Source organism: Methanomassiliicoccales archaeon, from assembly GCA_014361295.1.
GTDB lineage: Archaea > Thermoplasmatota > Thermoplasmata > Methanomassiliicoccales > JACIVX01 > JACIVX01.
The window spans coordinates 645,125-668,993 of the sequence record JACIVX010000001.1; the positions used below are offsets into that span (position 1 = coordinate 645,125).

A 23,869-nucleotide genomic window follows, 5' to 3' on the forward strand; every position below is an offset into this window, starting at 1 on the left:
ATATTAAGGATGATGACCGATTTCAGACAATTGAGAAGCCTGCTGTCTTCGTAGAGACTGATTTAGCACTGAATCAAAAATGTCCGAAAGAAGACTGAGTTTTATCGAAATGTCGTTGACAAGTCATCATCGTTTTATAATAACTCAAGATTTGACGCCTCGATAAAAATGGTATCCAGTGATTCTAAAAGGAAAAAGGTTGTGCTGGCATATTCGGGCGGTCTTGATACATCTGTTGCCATCAGATGGCTCAAAGAACGTTATGGCTTCGATGTCGTTGCAGTTTCGGTCGATGTCGGCCAGCCTGGAAACATCAATGAGGATATCAAAAGGGCAAAAGAGATCGGAGCATCGAATGCCTATGCGGTCGACGCGAAGGACGAGTTTGCGGAACGATTCATCTTTCCCGCGCTCAAAGCAAATGCGCTATATGAGGGTACATACCCCCTCAGCACGGCGATTGCTAGACCGCTAATTGCAAAGATACTAGTCGATGTGGCAATGAAGGAGGGGGCGTCTTATATAGCCCACGGCTGCACAGCTAAGGGGAATGACCAAGTCCGATTTGATGTTTCGATCGGTGCCCTTGCACCGCATATCGAAATCATCGCGCCGATGAGAGAATGGGTAATGACGAGAGAGGATGAAATCGAATACGCAAAAATTCATAAGATTCCGATTAAAGTTAAGAAGGAAAGTCCTTACAGCACTGACGAAAACCTTTGGGGTAGAAGCATTGAATGCGGTATTCTTGAGGATGCAAGCCAAGAACCACCAGAGGATGCTTTTGAATGGACCGTTTCACCGGCCAAGGCACCGGATGAGCCAACATACATCGATATCGGGTTTGAAAAAGGGATTCCAATATCGATCGATGGAGAGAAGATGAAGCCTGTCGAACTTATCAAAAAATTGAATGAGATCGCGGGGAAGAATGGTATCGGTCGAATCGATCATATCGAAGATAGACTCGTCGGCATCAAATCAAGAGAAGTATATGAATGTCCAGCAGCTACGGTTCTTATCAACGCACACCGCGACCTTGAGAAGCTCGTCTTGCCCAAGGATCTCCTAAACTTCAAGAGAATTATAGAACAACGATATGCAGAACTTGCGTACGAAGGTTTATGGTTCAGTCCGCTTAAGGAGGCGCTCGACGCATTTATTGATAAGACCCAGGAATACGTGACTGGAGATGTGAGGGTTAAATTGTACAAGGGAGCCGCAACACCCGTAGGGAGGTCATCACCCTATTCGATGTACGATGTCGCTCTTTCAACATACGACAAAGGAGACCAGTTCGATCACACTGCGGCAAAAGGATTTATTTATGTCTGGGGACTTCCATTGAAGACGATTGCGGCAATACGAAAAAGACAGGTGAATTCGAGTGAGTCAGGAAACACTATGGAAGGGGAGATTCAAGGGAAAAATCGCTGACGAGGTTCTCTCCTTCACTTCTTCTTTGAGCTGGGACAGACGCCTCGCATGGTATGATGTTGTCGGCTCTATCGCCCATGTCAAGATGCTCTGCAAACAGAAAATTATCGAAGAAGCTGAATGCAATAGAATCATTGAGCATCTGAAAAAATTGCTCAACGACATTGAAACAAACAAACTCATGCTGCCTGAAGATATCGAGGATATTCATTCCGGCATCGAATTTCTATTAGTTGATCACCTAGGAGATATCGGCAAGAAAGTTCATACCGCAAGGAGCAGGAATGACCAGGTTGTTACAGACTTGCGCATGTTCATGAGGGATTGCACTCTCACGCTCATGTCTCTTCTCCATTCTTTGGAGGAGATTTTGCTAAACAAGGCGACACAAAATCTCGAAACAATCATGCCTGGATTCACACATCTGCAACACGCTCAACCGATCACACTAGCGCATCACCTGCTTGCTCATTTTTCGAGACTCGAGAGAGACTTCGATCGTTTCGCCGAGACCTATAGAAGGATAAACATCTGTCCCCTTGGTTCCGCTGCATTGGCAGGAACGACATTCAACATTGACCGATCGTACACTTCGCAACTCTTGGGCTTTGATCGTCCCTCGCGAAATTCGATCGATGCCGTGTCCGATAGAGACTTTGTCTCGGAATTCATTTTTAATTGCACGATGACGATGATTCACTTGAGTTCTCTGTGCGAAGAGCTTATCATATGGAGCACTCCTGAATTCGGATTCGTTGAATTTGATGATGCCTATGCAACTGGCAGTTCGATCATGCCACAAAAGAAAAACCCCGATATCGCTGAACTTATCAGGGGTAAAACTGCACGGGTTGCAGGGAATCTCAATGCAATCATGATGCTCGTAAAGGGACTCCCCCTCTCTTACAATCGTGATCTTCAGGAAGATAAGCCACTTCTCTTCGAAGCTTTTGACACAACAAGGTCCTCACTCGAAATCCTCGTGCCAGCCATGAAGACACTACGTTTTGATAAGGAAAAGATGAAAGCGAGGGCTCTCGAGGGACATCTCAACGCGACTGATCTCGCAGACTACCTTGTATTGAAAGGAGTGCCATTCAGGGACGCACATGAGATTTCAGCAAAGATCGTGAGATATGCGATCGAAAAAGGAGAGAAGATTGAAGAATTGAGCGTTTCCGAGATGAAAAGATTTTCCGAAAGAATCGAGGATGACGTTATTCCGATTCTTTCGGTGGAAGCGTGTGTCAACCGGAGAAGATCCTATGGAGGGACTTCGCCGGATGCTGTAGAAAAACAGATCGAAGAATGCACCGAGATTCTTACAAGGCAAAAAGGATTGATGAGAAAAGAACATCTGAGATTGAAAAGGATTTGGAAAAAATTGCTCTCATGAAAAAATCGCAAGATCCCTTGTAAGGGTGACCAGGTCAACAATTTCAATCCCGTGATTTGAAGACTTAAGCGCATCTCTGAAATTGTTCTCGCAGAAGGCGCAAGCAGTGATGAGGTGATTGGCACCGGTTTCGATCGCTTGCTCGAGCCTTCTTCTGCCGATGAATGATGCGAGTTCGGGATGGGTCTTTTTCACCCCAGCACCAGCGCCACAACAGATCGACTTAGTTCTGTTGAATCTCATTTCAGTCAGCTTTAGGCCAGGTATCGAATTGATGATCGAACGAGGTGCCTCAAAGATCCCTCGATGCCGACCAAGATCGCAAGGATCGTGGTAAGTCACGTGCATGGATTTCATTCGAAATTCAATCCTTCCCTCTTTGAGAAATGATGCGATTGTTTGAGAAATGTGTTCGACTTTGAAATCAAATTCAGGAACATATTGTGAGTACAAGGACAGCATGTTGTAACAGCCTGGACAGGACGTGATGATCTTGCGTGCACCTGTTTTTCTCATTCTAGAAGTATTTCTTGATGCCAGTGTCACAAAAACGTCTTTCGCACCTATTTTCAAAAAAGGCGAACCACAACATACCTCATCGGCGCCTAGATACGATACATTCAACCCTGCGGAAATGAGGATATCGATCGCCGCTCTTGGGATTTCAGGTGCACGAAGTGAATTGAAGCACCCAGCAAAATAGAGAATAGAACCATCAGACGGAATATCTAAACCATCTGACCATTCCGTTCTATTCTCTGGCGGTTCGTTCCATGGACTTCCCCATTGTTTCACGTTCGAAATCATTTCCTCCTGTTCTGGCGTTGGGAGAAGTCCCTTCTGTACGGCTCTGCACCTCATCTCCCTCATCAATCTTGGAGTATCGATTTTTACGGGGCACATCTCGGTGCAGAGACCGCATTGAGTACAATATGTGAGACCGCCCTCGACACCCTTTTCGAGGCCTTCCAACTCGGCAGTGAAACATACACCTCTACCACCCAAATACGCGTGACCTCCAAAGTCAGGACCCAAAACATCATAAACTGGACATTTCAATAGACAGCTTCCGCAGTTAATGCAGTACATGACTTCTTTGTCTTCAATCGCACTCCTTCCATTGTCGATGAGAATCAGCACGACCTCCTTTGGACCGTGCATTCCATAAAACATGATCTTCTCGATATCCGCAGTCCGGCTCGGAGCGCTGATCACGTCGATAAATGAACTATTCAGACTGCCAGTGCCATAGAGAATTTGAAGTTTGGCAAAATTCATCGCTTCATCCAGATTTGGAACAATCTTTTCGGCTGCGCTTACGATGATGTGCTTTTTTGGTCGTCGCGCGCAAGCCGTAATATTGCCCTCGTTGTGCACGACAACGATCGAGCCTTCTTCAGCGGTGATGAAATTTGCGCCGGTAATTCCGATAGATGCCCTCGAGATAAACGCTGAGATCTCATTTCTGATCGCTTTGGTCAATTCATCTGGATTTGGCTCAACCGGTCGGTCTAGATGGTCACTGAGAATCCGCGCCACATCGTATCTCGTGAGATGCAGTGCCGGACCTGTTGGATGTACTGTTCGTTCCCTTGCGAGTTGAACAATTCTGTCGCCCGCGTCTGTTTCAACGACCTCAATCCCCTTCGATTCAAGAAAATGGGTTAGATCGATTTCCTTTGTGACATTCGATTTCGATTTAACGATGAGCTTCTCATCCCCGATTTCCTCGAGGATCATATTGAGGGCTTCATCCTTTGTCGATGCGGTGCGGACTCGTATCCCGTTTGCTTCTAATCTTGCAATTGCTTTTTTCAGAAGGGAATTGTCGGAGAAGGATCTCCGCCGTACCTCTCTGGCCCTTTCCCTTCTTTGCTCGAACCCATCAATTTTGAGTTTATTGATTTCCTGATTATCAAAATTCGTTTGAAAAGCTCTGCGCATTCCCTCAAATCTTGCATAATCATCAATCGCTCTTTTTATGATGAACCTCGCCTTTTCCGCGTAAAAATTCGATTCATTTGTCATTGGATCGGCAAGCCTCCGTTCACTTTCCCCTATTCTTCGATGAAAGAAAGGGCATCCCATTCCAGATCATGGGCGATACCAGCTTTCGTCAGCATTCTGCTGAGCCTTTCAGCGACCCTAACGACCTCGCCGCCCTTGGACGTACCCCTGATGTAAAACTCTTTCCTATTGATTGGAAACACAAGTCTCATCTTTCCCTTTCTGTTGTAACCCTCAGGTTTTCTATCTCTCTCTAATTCCACCTGGTTAAGGTGGATGAACATCTGCAGGACGTCCTCATCTTCAGGCAACTGATCCGTTTCTTCCAGGAAAGTCTTAAGAAGTTCGGGGAAGATCTTTGCAAGATCCTTGTAAGATGTATTTTTCTTAAAAACGAAATGACCACTGGTCGCCTTCATTGTGGCGTTCCATATACAAGTTTCTATTTAAATCTGTTGAAATCGAGTATTGTTTTATATGGAGGTCTCTTCTCGATCAAATTGATAAAAACGATTAATTGCTTAGAATGAAGGGTGAAAAATATCTACAAGAGGGAATATTCAACCATGCTCGTTGTATTGACAATCGCCGGATCGGACTCAATCGGGGGCGCAGGGCTCCAGGCGGATATCAAAGCGCTCGCCTCGATGGGAATCCACGGCGTCTCGGTCGTCACCGCTGTCACTTCTCAGAACACACAACATGTACATGAAATTCACCCAATTCCGGTGGATCACATTATTTCTCAACTCGACGCGATCCTCGAGGATACAACGATCGGAGCGGTGAAAACCGGAATGCTATACAGTGCTGAGATCGCGGAGGCAGTTGCGGAAAGAATCAAAAATCTTCATTTTCCAATCGTTGTAGATCCCGTGCTTGTGGCAGGTGTTGGCGATCCATTATCGAAGGAAGATCTGATTCGATCGCTTAAGGATCATGTAATTCCAATATCTTCCGTTGCGACACCGAATATTCCAGAAGCTGAAGCGATTACAGGTCTCAGAATTAGGTCAGATGAAGATAGAGTAAAGGCTTGCAAGTATATTCTCGATATGGGTGCAAAATCGGTCGTGCTCAAAGGAGGTCATTTACAGGGCGAAAAAATCGTCGATACACTTTGCCTTGGTGATGAAATTGTGGAGTTCGTTTCGCGTCGTGTCGAGCACCGCGGTCATGGCGGAGGTTGTATTCTTTCCGCATATATTGCCGGTTATCTTGCAATCGGCAAGACCATCAAAGAAGCGGTTTACTTAGCACGCGATAGACTGAGCAATTCGATTGATATGCGTTATGCGATCGGAAAAGGTCTGAAGATTGTCAACCCGATGGCGACGGCGGAAAAGGAAATGGAGCGATACGCGGTTATGAAATCGCTGAAAGCCGCTGTTAGGGAACTTGAATCGATTCTTCCGACTTCCTGGGTTCCCGAGGTTGGTATCAACTTCGCATATGCACTTCCGTGCGCACGTGGACTTGATGAAGTCTGTGGACTCGACGGGAGAATTGGCGTTGTCGGCGACCGGCCGACTCATCTCGGCTGTCCAGACTTTGGAGTTTCAAAACACATTGCAACAGTAGTGCTCGCGGCGATGCAACATGATCTATCAATCCGCGCAGCCGTTAACATTCGATATCATGAGAATATCCTCGCATGTCTGAAACTCGCGGGTTTGAGCGTCGCTTCGTTCAACAGAACTCACGAACCCGAAGGGAGAAAAACTATGGAGTGGGGGACGGATACAGCGATCAAAGAAGCTGGGTTTATTCCAGATGTGATTTTTGATAAAGGAGGTCACGGAAAAGAGCCGATGATTCGTATCCTCGGAAAAAATCCCTCAGATGTCCTGAGAAAAATAAGGTTGGCGCTCGACCGTGCGGTGATACCGTGAGAATCGCGATGTTTACGGAAAGCTACTTGCCAACCCGGGATGGAGTTGTCACCTCAATTCTATTGACAAAGAAGAAACTCGAGGAACTTGGGCATGAGGTCATCATATTCGCTCCAGAACCAGAAAATCCTAGGGACAAAGAGGACGGCGTCTATTATTTTCGGTCTTTCGGTTACAAAAAATATCCCGGTTACAGGATCGCACCATTTCCTTCGAACAAATGCGAGATTCTAAAGAAATTGGATGTCGATGTAATCCATACGCACGGTCTATTTTACATGGCTCTGCGGAGCATGTTCGCAGGCAGGACTCTAAAAAAACCAGTCGTCATTTCGTTCCATACGATGGTGACAGATGCCTCCAAGTACTTCATACGATTACCAATTCCAGAACCGGTCATCAACCGACTTTCTTGGTTTTATATAAGAAAACTTCTCGAACGTGCCGATGCGGTCATCGCCCCAAGTCATGCGATCAGTGATGAACTTCGACAGCGGGCACCTGGGATGAGGATGATCAAGGTGATTCCGACAGGGATTGACTGTATGAGATTCAATCCCTCCATTGACGGCTCTCCAGTGCGAAAAAAGTACGGCTTGGAAAACAACAAGGTCATTCTTCACCTCGGTCGAATCTCTTGGGAAAAGAATATCGATCTCGTGCTCAAAGGATTCGCTCTGCTCGCAGAAAGAGTTGATGAGGCGCGACTGATGATCGTCGGTGATGGTCCTGCTAGATCACATTATTTGGACATGGTTAGTCGCATGGGTATTTCAAATAAGGTAATTTTCACAGGTTTCGTGCCAGACGAAGAATTACCTCTCTATTATGCTGCATGCGATGCTTTTGCAACGGCATCAAAATTCGAAACTCAAGGACTCGTCATTCTCGAAGCAATGGCGTGCGGGAAGCCCGTGGCGGGCATCAATTATAGGGCTGTTGCGGAAATCATTGGCCAGAACCAACCCTGCTATCTTTTTGAAGACGACCCCGTAAGCTGCGCCGATGCGCTTGAAAAAGCGATTAACTGCCCCAAAGAACACGGAAAAATGATAAGAGAGAGGGCAGAGCAGTTTTCGGCCATTGAAAGTGTAAGAAAACTTTGCGACCTATACGAGTATGTAATTAAAGAAAAGAAACGAAGGCTGGCGGAAAGATAAAGTAAGTGAATGAGAGTACATGTTCGGATGATTGACATCGGCCAGGTCATCTATTCTTATTTCTTACCTCTCGGCATATGGGGTATGCTGGGATGTATATTCATTCTCTTTTACATCGATGCCATCGTGTTTCCGACATTGCCTGAGCTCTTTACCGTCATTATATTCATGACAAAGCCCGAAACTTGGTTTGGTCTGGCGATTTTGGGAGTGATCGCCATTTCAGAGTTTCTCGGGCTGACGACACTTTATTTAATCGTCAAGAAATCCAAGGTCCCACAGCGGATTGAAAGAGCGGTTAACAAGTACAAAGATTTCCTCGTCATGGGTGATGAAAGAATCATTCTGCTGAATCGAATCGCACCAATTCTCCCATTTCTCGGCGCTTTTGTCGCGATCTGCAAATGGTCGTATACGAAATCAGTTGCTTACACGTTCATTGGTGGGATCAGTAAATACGGAATCATTCTAACCGCAAGTGGTCTTTTCTTTGCATTGCTATCCACTGGCACTGCCCAGACAATCACTCTGATGATGATTCTCATTGTGATTGCGATCAGCTTCGTTTGTGCGTATTTCAAGAGCAGGAGGCTGAAGAAAAACCAATGAGAATCGCAATTGTTAATCCGTTTCACTACCCGTATCTTGGTGGAATTGAGCACCGAATCCATCATATTTCAAGGAGATTGGCTTGCCACCATGAAGTCTACGTCGTTACGGGAAGATTACCGGAAACCGAGGAAATCGAAGAAATCGATGGGTACTATGTTAAACGATTGCCCTCATTCTATCTCAATATATACAATCCTCCAATGATTTGGACAAAGGGTATTGAAATCACTCTCAAAGAATTGAAGCCCGATGTGATTGACCTGCACTATCGGTGGGCCAGGGGATATACAAAGTCGGTGGTTTCTCAGAATACAGCCAAAGTACTAACCTGGCACAATGCATACGGTGAGGGCGATGGCCTACTTCGTTCATTGAGCATTGTTAATGATATGCTCTTTAGTAGAAACAAGAAAAAATTTCAAAGAATCGTGTGCATCAGCGATTTTGTCGCCAAGGACCTCATCTCTCGGGGGTTTCCAGCCGAAAAATTATCGGTTGTACCAAATGGTGTTGACCTTCCACCGGATAGGAACTTAAACGACGAAGAGGACTTTATCCTGTTTATAGGGAGACTCGTCAGAACGAAAGGTCTTCGATATCTTATCGAAGCGATGAAGTTTGTTGATGAGAAGTTGATCATTTGTGGCTCTGGACCCGAGAGAAACCGATTGGAGAGACTCGCTAAAAAATATCAATTGGAAAAGAAAATCATCTTTTTGGGCAAAGTCAGCGAAGAAAAAAAACACCAACTCCTGGCAAGATGCAAGATCTTTGTAATGCCGTCACTAATCGAATCCTATGGGATCGCAGTCGCGGAGGGAATGGCTTATGGGAAACCTGTCGTTGGGTCAAGAACCGGAGGTTTGCCAGATGTCATTGGAGAGGCGGGGATTCTAGTGGAACCGAGGAACTCAAAAGAACTGGCATCATCGATAAATGCGTTACTGTCTGACGATGATCTCAGGAGGGATCTCGGTCGTAAGGCACGAGAAAGGGCAAAGGAATTCTCTTGGGATAAAGCAGCGAAGATGATGGAAAGGATATACGTCGAGGTTTCCTCGCAGGCGAATAGATCTATTTCAGAATGACCTCCAGGAATCAACTCGGAATCACTGCACATGATTATTACTTTAGTACAGAATTAAAAGAGAAAATTACAAGGAATGACAATAGTCAGAGAACATCGAGCAACGTGATAGTAAAATAAAGCGTCTTCCCAACGACCTCAGCGTTGTAATTAAGGACGATATTTCCCGCATTCTCGTCAACTTCATACAAATAGAATGTCTTTCCGAATTCGTCTTTTCCCTTAATCATACCAGCGTCACTGCTCGTGAGAAGATGATGTACCCGGATGATGCCAGCCCCACCGTTGGCGGAGGAGTCGATGCACTTGACCTCTGCATACCAGCCTGTCTGAGATGAAGATTGCGAATCAACATAAATTTTGTAAATTCCGCCAGGAACTGGTGTATTCATCACAAGTACCTTGTTCGTAAGAGTATTGACGTTGAGGCAGATGACATCCCACCCCCATTTTGGATCCTTGAGTGTGAGGCCATCCTTTGGATATGCTGAGAATTTTTCAACAAAGGAGGTGATGTTATAGGATTCAAAAACTGATATCTCCTCAATCAATGGAAGAGTGACGAGTTTCGACTTATCAAGTTCACCGTATCCGTCCTGCGGCGAAACAACGATGACCTTCGTCTCGCCAACTGCCATGCCAATGATTCCCCGTTCGAATCCCCTGATCATTTGTCCACTACCAATTTTGAATTGAAGAGGCTTATATTCGCTTTGATTTTTCAGCGTAAATGATAAAGACTTTGGATACAGTGCATTGTTTGAAGCGACATCCCATATTGAGGTATCGAAGACTCTTCCGTCAGCGAATCTACCGATGTAATCGACTTTGACAGTATCGCCCCATTTTGCTTTCTGAAGAGCTGGTGAGGACTCACTTTTTGTTCCTTCGTAGATGAGAATGGCAACGCTGCTGGCACTGATCAGCAGGATTGCAATCAGGACGATGAATGCAAGGTTCAGCGCACCCATCAAGTTTTTTCTGTCAATGGCAGATCTCATGGAGATGCTCGCGAGCACATCGATTTGCGTCATATAAACCTTCCCTTATCGCTCACTTAACAATAAATCCATCCAGAACGCCACGATTCTTTTTATATCATGCAAACATTACCTGCCTTTTCGATGAAGGTTCTTTACATTCACGCAGATTACATGGAATTCGAAGCCAAGAAACCAACCCCGATGGCAGAAGAGATTTCAGATTATGAGAAAAAGGGACGTTTGGAGGAAGTTCTTGTCGTTTTTGCCGCCGTCGAAAAACAAGACGAGGGGAAAATAGAAGCTGTTGCAACACAAGCCGCTGGAGACATTCTTGAGACAGTTGAGAAGGTGAGTGCGGAACGTGTTCTCATTTATCCTTATGCTCATCTCAGTTCCGAGCTTTCTGATCCGGAGACAGGGAAAGAACTGCTAAAACGCCTACGTGATTTACTGATAGAAAAGGGTGTGGAAGCTTACAGAGCTCCATTTGGCTGGTATAAAGCCTTCAGGATCAGTTGTAAAGGTCATCCTCTTTCTGAATTATCGAGACATATCATATCAGAGGAGGAAAAACAGGCGGTCAAGGGCGAGGAACGTTTTCTTGTTCTTACCCCAGACGGCAGCGAATGGGCTCCCGAAGATTTTGATGGTGGATCACCGTGCTTCAGGGCGATGCTCGAAAAGGAAGCCATGAAAAAGGAAACGCAGTTAATTGGTGAGCCGAAGTATCTAAGGCTGTGCAGGAAATTCGGAATACAGTGGGAAGCACTGAGCGACGTCGGTCACATGGCGTTTAATCCAATCGGCGCTCTGATGTTTGATCTTGTGGCAGAGTATTCATTCCAGATCGTTAACGATCTTGGTATCCCAGTCTACACGCTCAAAGGAACAAACATGTTCAACCTTGATGAGCCCGCTGTGAAAGAGCACGCAAAACTTTTCGGAGATCGACTTTATGTGATTAAGGGAGAAAAAAAGGACTTTGTGATGCGATACGCAGCATGCCACCAACAATTCGCGATGATGCGTAACTGGAACATCAGTTACAGGAATCTACCGTTCGGGGCGTTTGAGGTTGCTGATTCCTATAGGCTTGAACAGTCCGGCGAAACGATGCTTTGCTTCAGAACGAGAAGGATGAACATGCCAGACTTGCATGTTATTTGCCGTGATCTTCGTGAGGCGAAAGAATGGTTTAGTAAACTTGATTCTAGGATCTACGAAGAAGCGGCGAAACTCGGTCGCGATTATGAGATGCTGGTCAATTTTTCCTCGAAGGAAGCATATGAAGCGAACAAGGACCTCATTCTCGAATTACTCAGGAAACACAACAAACCTGCGCTGCTTCATTTCTATCCAGAGGGAATAAATTACTATTGGACGGTCAATATCGAATATCACATTCTTGATTCAATGGGAAGGGCAAGAGAGATCGGAACGGTGCAGATCGACGTCGGCAATGCGAAACGTTTTGGTATTGAGTATGTTGATGAAGAGGGAAAAAGGCAATATCCGATCATTCTGCACACCGCGATCATCGGGACGATCGAAAGATATCTATACATGCTACTGGACACAGCTGTTTTGAGAGAGAACGAAGGGCTCATAGGGTGTTTGCCCGTATGGGTCACACCAGAGCAAGTAAGAATACTCACAGTCAACGAAAGACATATTGAGAAAGCAAATGAACTTGCGAGAAAAATAGGCAAGGAACAAATCAGAGTGGGAATTGACGATCGTGGCGAGACAGTAAACAAGAAAGTGAGAGAAGCGAAACAGGACTGGGTTTCGTATGTGATTGTGATCGGTGACAAAGAGATCTCGTCGGAAACGCTCACGATTTACGAGAGAGCAACAAATAGGAATATTGTGATGAATATCGATGATTTCATTAAGAAAATCAAGAAGGAAATCGCAGGCAAACCGTTCAAACCTATGTATTTGCCGATCGAAATGAGTAAACGAATCAATTTCTGAGCATCGGTTGATGGAAGAGAATTAGTAAGAGAACCAGAAAGATTACCACCTCGCATACGATCAAATTATCCAAATTCAGTGTTTCATCAGATAATCAACAATCGCATCACCGACTTCCTTTGTTGTTGACCTGCCGCCTAGATCAGGCGTAACGACTCCCTTCTCCATCGTGTGTTCAACGGCCTCTTCGACACAACTAGCCATTTCTCCACATCCGAGATGCTCGAGCATCAGCTTTGCGGCAAGAATTGCCCCGATTGGATTCGCTATACCACGACCAGCTATATCGGGTGCGCTGCCGTGAACTGGCTCGAACATCGAGACGCCTTTTGGATTGATATTTCCACTAGCTGAGAGTCCTAGACTTCCCTGTATTTCCGCGCCTAGGTCTGTCAAAATGTCACCGAACATATTTGGAGTCGCAACGACATGGAATTTTTCTGGATTCCGGATGAGTGCCTGGCTCATCGCATCGACGTACATGTATTCGATATCAATGCCTTTTTCTTCTGCAACCGATGAAAAGACTTCCCGCCAAAGACCATAGAGGGAGGTGCACACATTCGCTTTATCAACAACCGTGATCTTCGTTTGCCCATGCGTTTTGGCATAATCTATCGCGTATTCGGCGAATCTTCTGACTCCTCTCCTTGAAAGAAGGCCTATTTCAAAGGCGAAATCATCGTCGCTGGGATAAAAAGCAGTGAGACTTAAATCAAGCCTATATAGGCTCCGTTTGACGACAATTGGTATATTCTGATTCTTTTTTGAAATAACGCCACCAGCCCCTAAGTAGAAATCTTCGGTGTTTTCCCGCAAAAAGACAATATTGAACGGCCTCATCAATTTCAATCGACCTTGATTTGTCCAGGATCTCACGGGGCGCAAATTGACATATTGATCGAAATGGGAACGCATAGCCAAGATGATGCCCCTTTCCAAGATGCCCGGCTTGACACGCGGATCCCCGACAGCTCCAAAATAAATGGCGTCCTGCTTGCTAAGAATATCAAGATCCTCATCCGTCAGAGTCTTCCCGGTTTGAAGATATCTCGCCGCTCCAATATCTAATTGCACTGTGTCAAGCTTGAGCGAGCCAGTTTCCTCGAGAGCGCGCATTACCTTAAGTCCCTCTTCAATAACCTCAGGACCGATTCCATCGCCAGGAATCACCGCAATTCTGAACATTTTTTCCTCTCCTTGACTTTCGCAATCAATCCGCCGGCTTCGATCAAATCGCTGATAAACGGCGGATATTTATGAAAGCAAAACTTCTGCCCACTGCGTTCATCGATGATGATTCCCTCTTCCAAAAGCACATTTACAATGTCCCCTTCTTCAGCATCAACATGACACTCAATTGGAATGAGTCCTACGTTTAATGAGTTTCTGAAGAATATCCTTGCAAAACTTTCCGCGATGATGCAAGAAATTCCAGCTTGCTTAAGCGCCCTCGGCGCGTGCTCCCTACTTGAGCCACAGCCGAAGTTTCGCCCCGCGACAATAATATCACCGTTCTTGACCATCGACGCAAAGCCAGGCCTCACCTTTTCAAAGATGAAATGACCGAGTCGCTCGATGTTGTCGCTTGTCAGTCGTTCTGCAGGGATGATCTGATCAGTATCGATATGATCGGCAAATTTCCACACTCGCCCTCTGATCGATTGCATATCAAACCCTCACACGATATCATCAGGATGCGTGATCTTTCCAGTAATGGCGCTTGCAGCTACAACAGCCGGATTTGCCAGATATACCTCTGAATCCCTATGTCCCATCCTTCCGATGAAATTGCGATTCGTCGAACTCACACATCGCTCACCAGATGCAAGAACACCCATATGCCCACCGAGGCAGGCAGCACATGTGGGACCAGAGACAAAGGCACCAGCGTTGATGAAAATTTCCACAAGGCCTTCTTCCAGAGCCTGACGGTATACCCTTGTGCTTGCCGGGACAACAATCATTCTTACTGAGGGATGAACTTTTCTTCGCTTGAGAATCGATGCAGCCAGCCGCAGGTCTTCGATTCTGCCATTTGTGCAAGAACCGAGAAATGCTTGATCGATCTCCACGTTAACATCCCTGACAGGTTTGACATTGCCTGGAGAATGCGGTAGTGCAACCATGCAATCGATGCTCTCCAGATTATAGATCATCTCAGATGCATAACTCGCGCCTTCATCAGGCATTACAGCCGAGTAATCTCCTCTGACTTTTCCCTTAAGGTACCTGAAAACGCGGTCATCGGGACAAAAAATGCCAGCTTTCGCACCTGCTTCGACTACCATATTCGAGACAGTCAGTCTGTCCGAGATCGGAAGCGCTTGCACACCCTTCCCAGAAAACTCCAGGGTCATATAATTGGCGCCGTCAACCCCGATGTCTCGGATGATGCAGAGAATGAGATCTTTTCCTGTCGCGAAACCATTTAAGCGTCCTTCAAGTCGAACTGATATCGAATTTGGCACACGAAACCAGAGTTTACCTTCAGCAAAACAGGCTGCGGCTTCGGTGCTACCGATACCGGTCGAAAACGCACCGAGTGCACCATATGTGCATGTGTGAGAGTCCGCACCGACGATTAGTCGGCCAGGTGCAACAAATCCCTCATCGATCATAACCTGATGACAGATGCCTCCCCTTCCAACTTCGTAATAATTGGAAATACCGTATTTTCTTGCGAAACGCCTCATCTCTGCGGCCTGTTCCGCAGAAGGAATATCCTTGTTAGGGACGAAATGATCAGGGATCAGAACAATCTTGTCCCTCAAAGGTTCGCAGTGTATCGATTCAAATTCTCTGAAAGCAATAGGTCCTGTAACATCGTTGACCATGACATAGTCGATTTCAGCTTCGACAAAATCTCCCGCGTAGGCATCAGTTGAAGATTTGAGGGACAGGATCTTCTCAGAGATTGTCTTTCCTTGCCCTGGGACCACTTTCCTCACTCCTTTCACCTTCTTTGTGAATGCGTGTGTATAAGCGATCAATAGCTTGGATCGCAGCATCGACGCTTGTTTGTACGATATCCGGTCCAACACTCCTACCCACGGACATCAATTTCTTCTCTCCATTGTATTGTAACTTCACTCCGACCTCGCACAAGGCATCGCTTCCTCCACTGATCGCACTTAGCCGGTATTCAAGGAGGGAAATCTTTTCGCTAACCAATTGCCGGATTGCCTTCAGGGCCGCGTCAATCGGCCCAACACCGATCTCCGAACCCCTCCTTGTCTCTCCGTTGACATCAATGCTCACAACGGCTGTGGGGGTAATATTGAGCCCCGTAAATACGGCAAACTCCTTAAGCTTGACTTTACGCTCCTCACCCGGACGCTGTCCTGCGATGTGATACGCGAGGGCAACGAGTTCACTATCGTCGACATGCTTTTCACTTTCCGCTAGTCTCTTGATTTCGCTGACGATCTGTGCAACCTGATCATCGCTCAGTACAATGCCATATTCTCTCAGTTTTTCCTTTACAGAATGAACACCTGTGTGCTTTCCTATTACTATTGATCGCTCCATACCAACGAGTTCAGGACCGAATGCCTCGTAGGTCGATGGATCTCCAAGTATACCATGAACATGTATGCCAGATTCATGCGCAAAAGCATTGCTTCCGACAATCGCCTTGTTCGCCGGTATTGGAATTCCAGTTAGATTCGAAACAGTCTTGGAGACATAACCAATCTTCCTCGTGTCGACTTTTGTCCTGACATTAAGAAACGCCATCAACCCGAGGACAACTTCTTCAAGCGCCGCATTTCCAGCTCTTTCTCCGAGACCGTTGACGCACACGTGAACCTGTCTTGCCCCGCGTCTCACCGCGGCGAGAGAGTTTGCAACAGAAAGACCAAAATCATCATGACAGTGCACACTGAGAGGAACACGTGTAAATTTCATGACTTCCTCCACAAGACGTTCCATCGCCGGGGGCGAAATCACGCCTACCGTATCAGGGAGGTTGATCTTATCAACCCCCGCATCTTGTACTGCGAGATGCATTTCTCTCAGGAACTCGAGATCTGTCCGCGTCGCATCCTCGCAAGAGAATTCGACCGTCAAACCGTGTGCCTTTGCGTATTCAATGGCGTCGACCGCTCGAGCCTTCACCTCTTCCCTCGTCATTTTTAATTTGTATTTCAAATGCACGTCCGAAGTAGCGATGAATGTATGGACATAATCAACACCGCAATCGATGACTGTGTCAATGTCTTTAAATGTCGTCCGAGAAAGCGCGCAAATTCTCGACTGAAAGCCCATTGAAGCGATCCGCTTGACAGCCTCCTTTTCCCCCTCAGAAATGACAGGAAAACCTGCTTCAATCACATCAACTCCCAGGTCGTTGAGTGCTTCAGCGATTCTCATCTTCTCCTCGAGCGAAAGGGCAACTCCCGGCGTCTGTTCTCCGTCCCTGAGCGTTGTGTCAAAAATCTCCACATAGGAAGGGATCGAATCCGCCGCGGCATAGACATTAAAGTGACTTGTGTACACTTTCTTGCGGTCCAGACCCGAAGTTCTTTTTATTTGATATGATACATCCTCAGCAGCTTGATGCGAAGTCATGAGAAACACCTCGACCAAGCCGGGTTTACAGCAATGAAACTGGAGCGGAGCGCAAAAGCAAGATGAAATCAAGTCTCCATTCGCTCATATTTCTCCCGGCTGTAGTCAAAATGACACTTCCAAGCCCCTATTTAATCATTGCTATGCTATCACCTGTCTCGGACGTGTCCTTCGATTCTGCAACAAGGCAGGACGCCAGGGAATTCTCCCGGCAAAACGGGCGGTTTTCTGAAAATTTGGGGTTCATACAGGAAAATCAGCCATTGACGCTTGAATAGGCTTTCTAGCAACCAGAATAAGTTCCCCAGATCAAACGCCTCTTCTTTCTCCCCAGATGATCTTGTGCAGTTGAGGCAGAACACGCACCTGCAGCTTGTTCTCCAGAACCCATTCAGCAACTGGCTTCAAATCGAGACCGCCCACAGGGGTCATAATGATCGTTGCTTGAATTTCATACTTTTGCATGATTTCTTTGGCGTATTGCATATCTCTCTTGTCAGCAACAACGAATTTCAATTGATCCGACGGAGAAAGAAGTTCAAGATTTCGCATGTCCATTTTATCCGCCATGCCTGAAGAAGGACATTTGATGTCCATGCTCACCACTAGATCCTGAGAGCACGGCATTTCTTCGATCGAAATGGACCCGTTTGTCTCTACAGAAACTTTGTAGTCATTTTCGAGCAGCGTGTCGATCAACTTGAAGATATCCTTTTGAAGCAAAGGTTCTCCACCAGTTACACAGACATATCGCGTACCGAATCCTCTAATTGCCTCAATAATCTCACTGACTGTTTGCTCAACGCCCTCGCCAGTTTGGGCATAATTCGTGTCGCACCATTTGCACCGTAAATTACATCCCGATGTCCTCACGAAGGCCGTCGGCGTACCGATGAGAATTCCTTCACCCTGGAGTGAATAGAAAATTTCAGAGATTTTCATTCTATCACCTCGTACTCGATTTCGTCCTTAAAACCAGCCTCTCTGAATCCCTTCAGACGTAGAAGACATGAATCGCATCTCCCACACGCTTTTTGACCACCTCTGTAACAACTCCAGGTCAAGTGCAATGGTGCTCCGAGCGACTTTCCCAATTTGACTATCTCGGCTTTCGTCAACAACAATATCGGCGTTTCTAATTCCGGAGGTTTTCCCCCAACACCTCTTTTGGTCCCTACTTCAAGCACTTTGCGAAACGCGTCAAAGAACTCAGGTCTGCAATCTGGATATCCCGAAAAATCGACTGCATTGGCACCAATGAAAATCGCATCGGCCATTTCCGTTTCGCAGAGACCTGCGGCTATGCTCAGAAATATGATATTGCGTGCTGGCACATACGTTGAGGGGATACCTTCGCCGATTTCATCGACCTTTTTCTTTTCTGGTATTTGCAGGGAAGATGAGACAAGCGCGCTCGATGAGAAAATTCTTGGATCAAGAGTGAAAATCACATGGTCTTTCAATTTGTAATATTCTGCGACTTCCTTAGCTGATTTCAACTCCCGGTGATGTTTTTGTCCATACACGAATGTAAGCGGTATTACCTCGTACCCTTTCGAAATCGCGTATGCAAGGGTGACAGTGGAGTCGAGACCGCCAGAAAGCAAAACGATCGCTCGCTTCATAGTCGCTCACTATTCCCTACTATTTCAGATCATAAGAAATCCAAGCACTCTGGCCGCGCTCCTCATCAACCCCTATTTCAATTTTCGTCACATTTGCAGGGAATTTCACTTCGGATAGCACCCTGGAAAGAAGAACACGTGCAACTTCCTCGGCGCTCGCCTCCTCAGCATCGATAATGACGACATCTTCAGTTGGAAAAACATACCGTTTCCCGGATGTCTCAGCGATCACTTCTTCACCTACCGTGATCTTCATCCTCGGACAATTGCCCGCCAAAAGAACACGATGATCGAATTCGTCAACAATTCTCCTCATGATTTTTTTCAGTTCAGTGAAATCCATGATCATTCCATGATCCCCTTTCTCCCCATGAACGATCATCCTGAGCACGTAAACATGACCGTGAAGGCGACCACATTTAGGATGCTCTGTGATGAGGTGACATGCAGAAAACTTGATATTCGCTTCTCTTCCGTCGATTTCCAACCGCATACTTGACACACTTCTCATCCAATATATCTTACTTTCACTTTTTCATTCCTGCAATTGCGGACGCAAGCGCGATCGAATCAATGTAACTTTTCTTAGCTCTCGAAGTATCGATAAAAACCTTCTCAAGATTTAAAACAGGCGCACCGAGGGCGCGCCAGCCGCCAAGAAAATGAAGTGCCCTGAAAATGAGATTACCTGATATGCCATCAGGCGCAAGAATCAGATTTCGGTCTACGATAGCATTCTCGATGAGAATCTCGCAATCCTTCACATCGAGTCCAGACCCAGCAAAATGCCGAACAACGAAGTCTGCATCTTCGAGTGTTCTGTCGACAATGGGATGTCTTCCTCTATCCCCTTTCCTGCCACCAGAAAGCACCCCAATTTTCGGTTCCATGTTGAAATTCATGAGGAATTTGCTTCCGAGGTTGATAAATTCAATTTTCTCCTCCACCGTCCAGCCTTCGTCGACACCGACAGGACCGAGGAGAATAATCGTACCCTGTTTAGGCTGCATGAAAGCCGCTCTCAATATTCGTTTTAAAGAAAAAATTGTCTTAATGGCAGATATTGTTGAATTAGCATCCAAATTCCCCCGGACCGCTGCGTCGATATCGCCGGAACTTAATGCCTCTACGAGGCGCCTAGAATCATTGAATATGATGGGTTTTTCCAATCCAATTCTTTTTGTGGCTGAAGTGATGCGACGAACGCCCTGATTTCCCCCAACAAATCCGATTCCAACTCTCGCGTCGGAACCTCTTGCTACTTCCAGAATTGTGCGTGCCGTAAACACAAAGCATGATTATCGATGGCAATATTCTATCTTTTCGATTGAAGAAATGGAAAGTCCTAAGATGCTAATAACTTCATCCAAACGATTCCAATTCTGAATATTGTTGCCTTCTATCAAAAAATCACAAAAAGTCGAGATGATAGTCACTCCATCGTCTGATTCCAATCGCGATCTCAAATTCAACAGGCGTCAGAATCGGCTTCGGATATCTGAGAAAATCGTCGATCGCGAGGCGTGGACAAGCCGTAGATACATACGCGTCGGCTTCGAATGGTATCAAAAGATCGGGGTCGAATTCGTTCATTACGACGAGATCTGCTTTCTTACCATGATCTATCGCTTCTTTTCTCAGGCGCGTGGCGAGATGCAACCGATTTTGTCCGACCTTTGTGGATACGAGAATGAGGAACTTTTTTGCCGTCGAGGCTTTCGAGATTGCAGCATGTCTTTGTCTAAGGACCCTTTCAGTGAGATCCGCAAGGTCACGGACCTGCTGAGTAATAGGATCAAAAATTATGACTTTCTTTTTCGTTTCGATGGAAACAGCAAGGGGATGAAAATCGCCATTCCCAATGAAGAGAAACTGGTCAACGAGTTCAGAGATATCCTTTGCGGCCGAGATATCGCAACCTAAGACTTGTCCATCATATTTTGCTCGACCTTTTCGCCTTCCGATGAAGACCTGCTTACCGTTTTCTTCCAACCATTTTTTAATCTTTTCAAGTTCCCCGAGGAAAGGAATTGTCGTGATCAGTCCAATCCTGTTCTCCAACTTTGGAAGGAGTTCGACAAGATGAGTCTGATATTGAACCTCCGCACCGATCTCAACAAAAAGGACTCGATCATCGTAGGCTATTGTCGGTATTTCCGTATGACCGAAGTGCACGAGAACATCTGCAAACTCCGAAAAGTCCTTTGCAATATCGCATGCTCCATAACACGGATCTGCAATAATGAGCATAGTCGCATTGGTCCTTTTACCAAGTTCGTCAGCAATGAATTGCGAATAGATCTTGAGACCTTCGGGCATCTGAAGAGCGACAGACTTGGCATTTCTTTCATTGATCCATTTCGCCACGAAGTCGAGTTTGAAATCGTACAAGTCCATTCCCTTGCTTCAAATGAAGAGAAGAGAGCTTTCAGGTCAGCAGCTCAGCACCCTTCTCAACCTGCGTATAGCATGGGGAGGGTAGCTTCATTGCAGCTCGCCACAGGGCTTCTTTAGCGGCATTAAGTCCTTGCACAGTCGTGCGCACTGTCATTACAGCTTGATCAGGCTGAACCCTAGCAGCTGTACCCACCGGCTTTCCAAAGGCCGCTCTCATTCCGCCTGAAACCCGGTCAGCACCAGCTCCCGTTGCCATTTTGTGTTCCCTCAGCACGTTGTGAGGATAGACTCTGACTTTCAGGTGATAATTTGAAGTACCGATGCCTTTAGATAATACCCTATTTGCTGCAATACGTGCCGCTTCAAGAGCTGTATGCCTTATCTGGCATGATTCTTTTACCCTGAGAGAAAGTACAACTGGAAAGTCGCCTGCCGGGTTCCCGATGTCGAACTGGGAAATGCGCGGAGCTGGAACACCTCCCATGTACTCCTTCCGTGTGTACGCTTGTCCCTTTATTTGGCGATACATCCTTCCTGGTTTCCGTGCCATAGTAGATCACCAGTAACCCTATTAATCTGAGAGGTGGCTAGATTAATATTTTGGTATATAAGGCTGATGAGTAGTTCCGAAAAAACGATGATCCGATTTCTTTTTATCGAAATATGGTACTGTAACGAAAGTTATTGCGAAACCGCACCAATTGCTGAATACCGCAAAGAGAAAATATCTTTGATTGAATTTAAACACGAGGGAGAAACACGGGAAAGAAAAGGATCGATAACAAGGACGCGCATCGAATAGCGAAAAAACGAATTGAATATCTGCTAGCGTTAGCCGAATCAGAAGCTTTAAGAGACAATTTTTTGCGCGGAAAAAGATATGTGGAACTGGCAAGGCGAATCGGATTAAGAACAAATACCTCAATGCCAAAAGGCTTTATGTATTGCCGAAAATGTCTTAACCCACTGATTCCAGGTAAGAATTGCCATGTTAGGCTAAGATCAAATCGAGTAGTTATCCATTGTCATAACTGTGGAAACATCAAGAGGATACCTTATTTAAAAGAAAAAAGGAAGGCGAAAAAATGTCAAGGATTTCAAGAGCCGAGTTGAAACGCATGGGTACTGAGATCAAATCAAGTATCCATGTCGGCAAAGGTGGTATCTCAGAGAATCTAATCGAAGAGATTAGAAGCCAATTGAAGAAGCATAAAATTGTGAAGATTAAGATCCTTGAAGCAGCAGGTTTAGAAAGGATGACTGCTGCAAAAGAGCTTGCTGATCGGACACGATCGGAACTGGTCGAAGTAAGAGGTAACACCATTCTGCTCTGCGAAGCAAGTCTTTTTGAGCAAACAGAATGATAATGCCGTATAGGTGAGCCGATGCTGGATATCGCTTTGATCAGAAATAATCCTGACCTGGTAAGGGCCTCCCTTAGAAACAGAGGTTATCCAGAGAATCTTCTCGATGAATTTCTGAGAGTCGATGCCGAGTGGCGGAAAATGGTCGACGAGAGCAATCGACTCAAAAGGGTGAGGAATTCGGTCGCAGAAGAGATACCGAAATTAAAAGATGATGAAAAAAAGAACAAGATTGATGAAATGAAGAGAATCGTTGAAAGAATCAAGGAACTCGATACTAGAATTTCGGAATTGGAGAATGTGAGAAACGAAATTGTGCTCAACATGCCGAATATTCCTCATGATTCTGTTCCTGTGGGTCGCAGCAGTGAGGATAACATCACTGTCAAAGAATTTGGAAAACCGAGGGTATTTGACTTTCCGCCAAAAACACATTTTGAGATCGGCGAAGATCTTGACATCATTGATTTCGCTAGAGGCGCGAAGATTGCAGGATCCGGCTTTTATGTGATGAAAGGAGACGGTGCAAGATTGGAAAGAGCGCTTATCAATTACATGCTTGATGTTCATCGACAGCAGGGTTATATTGAAGTGTTTCCACCGGCAGTTGTTAACAGACAGGCAGTGATTGGCACTGGGCAATACCCAAAGCTTAAAGATGATATGTACTGGATTGAAAGAGATGACCTATGGTTGAACCCAACTGCTGAGGTACCTGTCACGAATCTCCACATGGACGAAATTTTTGACAAGAAGGATCTGCCGATTTATTATACCGCGTATTTGCCTTCTTTTAGAAGAGAAGCTGGCCGTCACGCTGACACAAGAGGGATTGTGAGGGTACACCAATTCAATAAGGTCGAACTTGTCAAATTTGTTCTACCAGAAAAATCATTCGATGAACTCGAAAGTCTTCTTCTTGACGCAGAGGCAATTCTTCAGGGATTGGAACTCCCCTATCGCGTGAAATTACTCTGCACGGGCGATCTCGGCTTCGCATCGGCAAAGACTTACGACATCGAAGCTCACGCGCCAGGAATAGACCTCTGGCTCGAAGTTTCCTCCTGCAGTTGTTTTACGGATTTCCAGGCAAGAAGAGCGAGGATTAAATACAGACCTGAACCCCATCTGAAAAGCGAATTTGTCCACACCTTGAACGGATCTGGAATTGCACTGCCGAGGACGGTTGCTTCACTTCTTGAGAATTACCAGAATCGCGACGGTACAGTGACCATTCCAAAAGTTTTGAGGCCATATATGCAAGGCCAAGAACTTATTGAATGATCTCAGACCGATGTTAAAAGGCGCCGATGAAAAAATGAATGATTTGAAACTAGTTGAGAAGATGCCATCGAGT

At 45.8% G+C, this 23,869-nt stretch carries 23 protein-coding genes; 10 read left to right on the forward strand and 13 right to left on the reverse strand.

The window, feature by feature from the left end; translation table 11 throughout:
* Window positions 1-168: 168 nt before the first annotated feature.
* Window positions 169-1,440, forward strand: a complete 1,272-nt coding sequence (locus tag H5T41_03220; GenBank protein MBC7107791.1) for an argininosuccinate synthase — start codon at window positions 169-171, stop codon at window positions 1,438-1,440.
* The gene (argH, locus tag H5T41_03225) at window positions 1,391-2,836 is read left to right on the forward strand and encodes an argininosuccinate lyase (protein MBC7107792.1); all 1,446 of its coding nucleotides are present in this window, start codon (window positions 1,391-1,393) and stop codon (window positions 2,834-2,836) included. Before H5T41_03220 ends, argH begins: the two co-directional genes overlap by 50 nt.
* On the opposite strand, the gene H5T41_03230 is transcribed toward argH, so the two are convergent.
* On the reverse strand, window positions 2,831-4,864 hold the full coding sequence (locus tag H5T41_03230; protein ID MBC7107793.1) for an LUD domain-containing protein: 2,034 nt from the start codon (window positions 4,862-4,864) through the stop codon (window positions 2,831-2,833). The genes argH and H5T41_03230 overlap by 6 nt on opposite strands.
* Before the next feature lie 29 nt (window positions 4,865-4,893).
* The gene (locus H5T41_03235; GenBank protein ID MBC7107794.1) at window positions 4,894-5,262 is read right to left on the reverse strand and encodes a hypothetical protein; all 369 of its coding nucleotides are present in this window, start codon (window positions 5,260-5,262) and stop codon (window positions 4,894-4,896) included.
* 114 nt (window positions 5,263-5,376) lie between these two features.
* On the opposite strand from H5T41_03235, the gene thiD reads away from it, so the two are divergent.
* Genes thiD through H5T41_03255 form a run of 4 tightly spaced genes read left to right on the forward strand, consistent with a single transcriptional unit; the run spans window position 5,377 to window position 9,595 of the window.
* A complete protein-coding gene (thiD, locus tag H5T41_03240; GenBank protein ID MBC7107795.1) occupies window positions 5,377-6,735 on the forward strand; it encodes a bifunctional hydroxymethylpyrimidine kinase/phosphomethylpyrimidine kinase in 1,359 nt (452 codons plus the stop codon).
* Window positions 6,736-6,743: 8 nt separating this feature from the next.
* Entirely contained in the window at window positions 6,744-7,895 is a 1,152-nt protein-coding gene (locus H5T41_03245) for a glycosyltransferase (protein ID MBC7107796.1), read from the forward strand.
* 27 nt (window positions 7,896-7,922) lie between these two features.
* Complete coding sequence (locus tag H5T41_03250; protein MBC7107797.1) at window positions 7,923-8,504, forward strand: hypothetical protein; 582 nt, start codon at window positions 7,923-7,925, stop codon at window positions 8,502-8,504.
* Window positions 8,501-9,595: a glycosyltransferase family 4 protein gene (locus tag H5T41_03255; GenBank protein MBC7107798.1), complete on the forward strand. Its 1,095-nt coding sequence runs from the start codon at window positions 8,501-8,503 to the stop codon at window positions 9,593-9,595. Before H5T41_03250 ends, H5T41_03255 begins: the two co-directional genes overlap by 4 nt.
* Before the next feature lie 85 nt (window positions 9,596-9,680).
* Here the strand turns inward: H5T41_03255 and H5T41_03260 are convergent, their stop codons facing one another.
* Window positions 9,681-10,628 (reverse strand): FKBP-type peptidyl-prolyl cis-trans isomerase, encoded by a 948-nt coding sequence (locus tag H5T41_03260; protein ID MBC7107799.1) that lies wholly within the window; start codon window positions 10,626-10,628, stop codon window positions 9,681-9,683.
* Window positions 10,629-10,718: 90 nt separating this feature from the next.
* Between H5T41_03260 and H5T41_03265 the strand changes: the two genes are divergently transcribed.
* A complete protein-coding gene (locus H5T41_03265) occupies window positions 10,719-12,554 on the forward strand; it encodes a threonine--tRNA ligase (protein MBC7107800.1) in 1,836 nt (611 codons plus the stop codon).
* 75 nt (window positions 12,555-12,629) lie between these two features.
* Here H5T41_03265 and H5T41_03270 read toward each other — a convergent pair whose 3' ends face one another.
* From H5T41_03270 to H5T41_03315, 10 genes are all read right to left on the reverse strand, one after another.
* The gene (locus H5T41_03270; protein MBC7107801.1) at window positions 12,630-13,742 is read right to left on the reverse strand and encodes an isocitrate/isopropylmalate dehydrogenase family protein; all 1,113 of its coding nucleotides are present in this window, start codon (window positions 13,740-13,742) and stop codon (window positions 12,630-12,632) included.
* A complete protein-coding gene (locus H5T41_03275; protein ID MBC7107802.1) occupies window positions 13,724-14,224 on the reverse strand; it encodes a 3-isopropylmalate dehydratase in 501 nt (166 codons plus the stop codon). The genes H5T41_03270 and H5T41_03275 overlap by 19 nt, the downstream gene beginning before the upstream one ends.
* 9 nt (window positions 14,225-14,233) lie before the next feature.
* On the reverse strand, window positions 14,234-15,565 hold the full coding sequence (locus tag H5T41_03280; GenBank protein MBC7107803.1) for a 3-isopropylmalate dehydratase large subunit: 1,332 nt from the start codon (window positions 15,563-15,565) through the stop codon (window positions 14,234-14,236).
* Window positions 15,465-17,126 (reverse strand): 2-isopropylmalate synthase, encoded by a 1,662-nt coding sequence (locus tag H5T41_03285; GenBank protein ID MBC7107804.1) that lies wholly within the window; start codon window positions 17,124-17,126, stop codon window positions 15,465-15,467. Before H5T41_03285 ends, H5T41_03280 begins: the two co-directional genes overlap by 101 nt.
* Before the next feature lie 309 nt (window positions 17,127-17,435).
* Window positions 17,436-18,068 carry a radical SAM protein gene (locus tag H5T41_03290; GenBank protein ID MBC7107805.1) on the reverse strand — a complete coding sequence of 211 codons (633 nt, stop codon included), beginning with the start codon at window positions 18,066-18,068 and terminating at the stop codon, window positions 17,436-17,438.
* Window positions 18,065-18,751 carry a 7-cyano-7-deazaguanine synthase QueC gene (gene queC / locus H5T41_03295; protein MBC7107806.1) on the reverse strand — a complete coding sequence of 229 codons (687 nt, stop codon included), beginning with the start codon at window positions 18,749-18,751 and terminating at the stop codon, window positions 18,065-18,067. Before queC ends, H5T41_03290 begins: the two co-directional genes overlap by 4 nt.
* Before the next feature lie 19 nt (window positions 18,752-18,770).
* Window positions 18,771-19,244, reverse strand: a complete 474-nt coding sequence (locus H5T41_03300) for a 6-carboxytetrahydropterin synthase (protein MBC7107807.1) — start codon at window positions 19,242-19,244, stop codon at window positions 18,771-18,773.
* A 34-nt stretch (window positions 19,245-19,278) separates the two neighbouring features.
* Window positions 19,279-20,019 (reverse strand): methanogenesis marker protein Mmp4/MtxX, encoded by a 741-nt coding sequence (mtxX, locus tag H5T41_03305; GenBank protein ID MBC7107808.1) that lies wholly within the window; start codon window positions 20,017-20,019, stop codon window positions 19,279-19,281.
* A gap of 142 nt (window positions 20,020-20,161) precedes the next feature.
* Window positions 20,162-21,148: a diphthamide biosynthesis enzyme Dph2 gene (gene dph2 / locus H5T41_03310; GenBank protein MBC7107809.1), complete on the reverse strand. Its 987-nt coding sequence runs from the start codon at window positions 21,146-21,148 to the stop codon at window positions 20,162-20,164.
* A gap of 31 nt (window positions 21,149-21,179) precedes the next feature.
* Window positions 21,180-21,698 (reverse strand): 50S ribosomal protein L16, encoded by a 519-nt coding sequence (locus tag H5T41_03315; GenBank protein MBC7107810.1) that lies wholly within the window; start codon window positions 21,696-21,698, stop codon window positions 21,180-21,182.
* A gap of 224 nt (window positions 21,699-21,922) precedes the next feature.
* Here H5T41_03315 and H5T41_03320 point away from each other — a divergent pair, with 224 nt between their 5' ends.
* Genes H5T41_03320 through serS form a run of 3 tightly spaced genes read left to right on the forward strand, consistent with a single transcriptional unit; the run spans window position 21,923 to window position 23,796 of the window.
* The gene (locus H5T41_03320) at window positions 21,923-22,261 is read left to right on the forward strand and encodes a ribonuclease P protein component 4 (protein MBC7107811.1); all 339 of its coding nucleotides are present in this window, start codon (window positions 21,923-21,925) and stop codon (window positions 22,259-22,261) included.
* A complete protein-coding gene (locus H5T41_03325; GenBank protein MBC7107812.1) occupies window positions 22,234-22,512 on the forward strand; it encodes a YhbY family RNA-binding protein in 279 nt (92 codons plus the stop codon). The genes H5T41_03320 and H5T41_03325 overlap by 28 nt, the downstream gene beginning before the upstream one ends.
* A gap of 21 nt (window positions 22,513-22,533) precedes the next feature.
* Window positions 22,534-23,796, forward strand: a complete 1,263-nt coding sequence (serS, locus tag H5T41_03330; protein ID MBC7107813.1) for a serine--tRNA ligase — start codon at window positions 22,534-22,536, stop codon at window positions 23,794-23,796.
* The last annotated feature ends 73 nt before the right edge of the window (window positions 23,797-23,869 follow it).